Annotated in this window: 5 protein-coding genes; 3 read left to right on the forward strand and 2 right to left on the reverse strand. The window is 58.9% G+C overall.

All coding sequences use genetic code 11. The features are described from left to right. The first annotated feature begins 162 nt into the window (after positions 1-162). From DI606_RS19610 to DI606_RS19620, 3 genes are all read left to right on the forward strand, one after another. Positions 163-1,002 carry a hypothetical protein gene (locus tag DI606_RS19610; RefSeq protein WP_293985637.1) on the forward strand — a complete coding sequence of 280 codons (840 nt, stop codon included), beginning with the start codon at positions 163-165 and terminating at the stop codon, positions 1,000-1,002. Then, a complete protein-coding gene (locus DI606_RS19615; RefSeq protein WP_293985639.1) occupies positions 999-1,244 on the forward strand; it encodes a hypothetical protein in 246 nt (81 codons plus the stop codon). Before DI606_RS19610 ends, DI606_RS19615 begins: the two co-directional genes overlap by 4 nt. Before the next feature lie 190 nt (positions 1,245-1,434). Then, entirely contained in the window at positions 1,435-1,872 is a 438-nt protein-coding gene (locus tag DI606_RS19620) for a hypothetical protein (RefSeq protein WP_293985641.1), read from the forward strand. Positions 1,873-1,875: 3 nt separating this feature from the next. Here the strand turns inward: DI606_RS19620 and DI606_RS19625 are convergent, their stop codons facing one another. Both DI606_RS19625 and DI606_RS19630 read right to left on the reverse strand, forming a co-directional pair. Next, positions 1,876-2,556 (reverse strand): hypothetical protein, encoded by a 681-nt coding sequence (locus DI606_RS19625; RefSeq protein WP_293985643.1) that lies wholly within the window; start codon positions 2,554-2,556, stop codon positions 1,876-1,878. Between the two features lie 52 nt (positions 2,557-2,608). After that, entirely contained in the window at positions 2,609-3,463 is an 855-nt protein-coding gene (locus DI606_RS19630; RefSeq protein WP_293985645.1) for a hypothetical protein, read from the reverse strand. Positions 3,464-3,688: the final 225 nt, after the last annotated feature.

Raw genomic sequence — 3,688 nt, forward strand, 5'->3', positions numbered from 1 at the left:
CGATCAAATTTTCCGTTCAGCCCTTGCAAGAGGGAGCCGTCCACATATGGAACTGGCAGCCAGATCAGCAACCGATCGCCGAAGCCGCCTGATCTGCGGTCTCCAGGCCCCGCTTACCATCCATCAACAGCGGAATGAGCCGTTCAGTTCGGGGGGAGTGAGATGGTCGCAACTGCGCAGGTAAAGTCCAATCGGCGTCTGTGGTGGACCCGCATAACAGCGGTCCTCTGGTTTCTCGCCGGCATTGCCTTTCTCCTGAGCGTCCCGATCATCCTTCAGATTTCCTTGTGGATCCTGATCGGCATCATCATCATCGCAGCTACCCTGGCCGGAGCTGCCGCCTTCATATTCACGCGCTGGAAGGGCGGAAAGGTTCGCAGCCGATGGATAAAAAGTGCGGTTGCGCTCGTCTTTGCCCTCACAGCCATTGCCGCATTCCCGATCTACTATGCAGCGACCCTCACGCAGGTTTCGCCGGCGATGGTGCCTCAGGCGGTGCTTTCGAACGGGCAAAAGACGATCGTGTTTCAAGGCATGCAGCATGTCGGCACCGAGATATTCTTCAAGACGGTGGTCTATGACCTGGAAGATGCCCTCTCCCGCGGCTCAGTAGCATTGTATGAAGGCGTAAAGCCGTCGAACCCTGCGGACGATGCATGGTTCGCTAAAACCATTACTGGCGGCGCCGACCTGAGCAAGGCTTATCGCGAACTCGGCGAAGTCTGCGGCCTGCATTTCCAGAGCGATTATTTTGGGCTGCTTGGACGCGATGCAAAGGAACATCCGACAGTGCATGTGGTTGCCGACGTCGACACAGCGCAACTCCACGCGGAGTATAAACGGCTATGGCTACTGACCCTGCGTTTGCCAAGGCGATGCGTGAGCGGGAGGCGGAGCCCGCAGATGATAAAACGGGCGGCCTTGAAAAGATCGTCAATTTTCTGCGCTCCGGATCGCCAGAGCAAAAGGAGGCAGGCGCGGTATTGTGCCGCGGATACATGACCTATGCCAGCCAGCGATCAACCGCCAGCGAGATGGACAATCTGATCCTCGCTTATCGTAACCGCGTTCTTGCAAATGCGCTGCTGGCCGAACCCAGACGCCGCATCTATGTCACCTACGGCGCGGCTCATCTCCCAGGCGTTTTCGCGCTCCTGCAGAAGGCGGACCCACGCTGGAAAATCCAGACGCTCAAGTGGTCGCGCACGATCGACTATCAGGAGAACCTCTCTGGCAAACTGTGATCCAATGGTTTTCGCACGGTTCTTTATGCTGTTTCCCGTGGCTCCGCTTGGCCTGATGGTCGTAGGTGGGACTTTTCGCCGCTCTATGCGCAGTCGAATCCTCCGACTCCCATCGCCCCGCCGGTCGAACAGGCGACTGCGAACTGCCCACGTCCGACTTATGCGACTGATCGCTTGGTTTAGCTCGGACATGGAGCTGTCCGCGCTCGACCGAACACTTGCGCGCCTCCTTATCGACCTGCCGCCTCAATCAGAGGGCTCCGAACACCTTTGGATGGAAGGCCAGCAGGCATGGTTCAAAAGGCGCAGCCTGTGCGCGTTCGACAAAAATCATATCGAGTGTACGCGGAGCGCCTATATCATCAGGATTGCCGAATTAGGCGCGATTACCTCCGACGCCAATGACGACAAGCCGCTACGATGTCCGACGTTTCCGGCGGCGTCCCGATACAGCATATCTGCTCAAGGTTTGATGGTCGTTCGTGACGCAGACGGAGAAGTCCTGATCGCCGCTTGGCCCAAGGATCAAAAGGGCTGGCGCCCCTTCGTGTCGTATCGGTGGAAAAGAACGAAGGGGCGCCTGACACGCTTGGGGGACGACGCGACCCTGACGTGTCGATCGGGCTAAACCTCAGAACCCATCGCGGGTCATAGCCATGACGTCGATAAAGCGTCCCCGCGTATCGAACCGGCAACGAAAGCGCTTGATGCCATTCCGTCCCTGGTCCGCCGTGCCGTCGATTATGATACCGGTGGCGTTCGCGATAGCGGGGCTCGTGCGGATATAATTGGGTCGCACACCATATTGCTGCAAGGCCTCGCCCCGACAATAGGCCACCCGATTGCCTGCGGGTATGGGCGCCCCTGAGCCGATCGGTCCAGGGGCGGCCCCAATGTTGCCTGGCCTGGCATTGACCCCAATGGTGAGGCTGAACGTTGCCCGCTCGCCACGCCGTGCAGCGTTGCGCATCAAATAGACACGGACCCGGTAATCGCCTGAATCCTTGAGGCGGCCAGAAAAATTCGCGCCATTGATAGAGCCGTTGAAGATCGCCTCTTCGGATCGCGGTGGGAGAATGTTGAAGTAGGCCGATGTGCTGCTGGTCTGCAGCGACACGGACATGGCTTGGCCTGCGCGCGCGCGCACCACATAATCTACAGTGTCATAGCCTCGGACGGCACCGCGAACGGTTGCCGAGGTGGCGCCTCTCGCGAACTGCACCCGCTCAGTCCTGATCGGCGCTTGCGCGATTGCCGGCATCGTCGCAGTCGTGACGGCTAAGGCAATGATTGCTCCATGCTTCCAGTTCATGAGCATTTTCCCCAAACAATGCGGCCCCGGAAATACCGGGGCCGCGTGATGATCAGAAGCGGCGGTGATCGTCGCCGTCGATAAGGTCGCATGTGCCGCTAAAAGCGTAAGGGTCGAGTCCGCGGATGCTGATCTGTCCGCTGCGACGGTTGATGGTGACGGACGGCTTGTTCATGCCGTTGAGCCGGTATTTCGCTCGGATGACGTCGGGTCCCATCTCCACGTCATACAGATCCCACCAGCCATCATTGCCACGGCTGTTGATCGGCGGGACGAGCTTCTTGGGGAGACGGATATGCCCGCCGCCCGGCCAGAATTGTACGGAGACTGAGGCATCAAACTGCTGCCCGGTCATCTCGGTGCGATTTCCGTAATCGTAACGCTTGGTACGGCTGTTCCAGCTGTAGCCATAAGTCGTGGCAAAGCCGGGCCGCTGCCCGTCTCCAAAGCAGACAAGGCCCAGATCGACATTCTGCCCGTCGACCTGATAACGGTCCTGTCCACGATCGCGGTCTTCAACATAGCTGGGCGACTGGCGCTGATTGGAGGATGACCCCCCATAGCCATAGCTCTGGGTCGGCCGATAACTGCCGCCCTGGTTCGACCCACGTACTTCATCGCGCTGACCGCAGTCGGGCGCAGGCGAGGACGTAATCGAGTCGTAGCGACCATCCATCGTTGCTACAGTGACGCACTGCCTGCTGGAGGCGTTCCACCAGTAGGTATAGCTGCGGTCATCACCCTTCTGCGTTTTGAAGAAGCGATAGCCCCGCGCGGTCATCTGGGTTTCCGCGCCGGCAGCCCGAGCACCAACGAGGTCGTTCAATGCAGAAGGCGTCTGTGCCTGCGCCATTCCGGCCATGCTGGCCAGCGCAAGAACCGAAGCGGAAATATATGCCCTTCTCATGTCATCGCCTTCCCACTGTTGCGCTTATTGCTAAAGTGCCGATGCCCTCAAAAGCTCCATATCATGGCTGTGGAATGACAGCATCCATGATGGTGAGCCTTCCGCGCCGCCCATCATCGCCAACACTTGTGTAGCGCGACGATTACGGAGTCCGGTCGGCGTCAATTATGATGGCCGATAGGTGGCCGCGCCGGTTGGTGAATTCTGGCTACCATTTGCTGTTGC

This window comes from Sphingobium sp. (genome assembly GCF_003248505.1).
Classification (GTDB): domain Bacteria; phylum Pseudomonadota; class Alphaproteobacteria; order Sphingomonadales; family Sphingomonadaceae; genus Sphingobium.